Origin of the sequence: Mesorhizobium sp. M5C.F.Ca.ET.164.01.1.1, assembly GCF_004792125.1 — a bacterium.
Lineage (GTDB): Bacteria > Pseudomonadota > Alphaproteobacteria > Rhizobiales > Rhizobiaceae > Mesorhizobium > Mesorhizobium wenxiniae.
This window is the reverse complement of record NZ_SRTG01000330.1, coordinates 1-333: the sequence shown is the minus strand read 5'-3', so window position 1 is coordinate 333 and position 333 is coordinate 1. Positions and strand designations below refer to the sequence as shown.

Sequence of the window (333 nt, the reverse complement as noted above, 5' to 3'; positions counted from 1 at the left end):
CTGCTTGGCATCCACCTCAATATGCCAGCCACAGTTCCCGGAACGCTGATGAGGGGTATCAGCAGCGGTGACGCTGCGCCGGCAGATCTCTCGCCTCCCGAACGAGATGCCTACAACGCTCTGCAGACGTTTTTCGGCAGAAACGCTGCTTACGGCGCGATGATGGTCACGCGACCGCAGACGATCGGGTATTCTCTCTCGGACTCTCCCGTCGGTCTTGCATCGTTCATCTATGAAAAGTTCGCGCAGTGGAGCGACAGCAATGGTGAACCCGAAAGTGTACTTTCAAGGGACGAGATGCTCAACGATATCACCTTATACTGGTTGACCAAT

The 333-nt window shown here is 55.3% G+C and carries 1 pseudogene; it reads left to right on the top strand.

What is annotated here, in order from left to right:
- Positions 1-333 (top strand): annotated as a pseudogene (locus EN807_RS33695) (epoxide hydrolase); the annotation flags it as partial.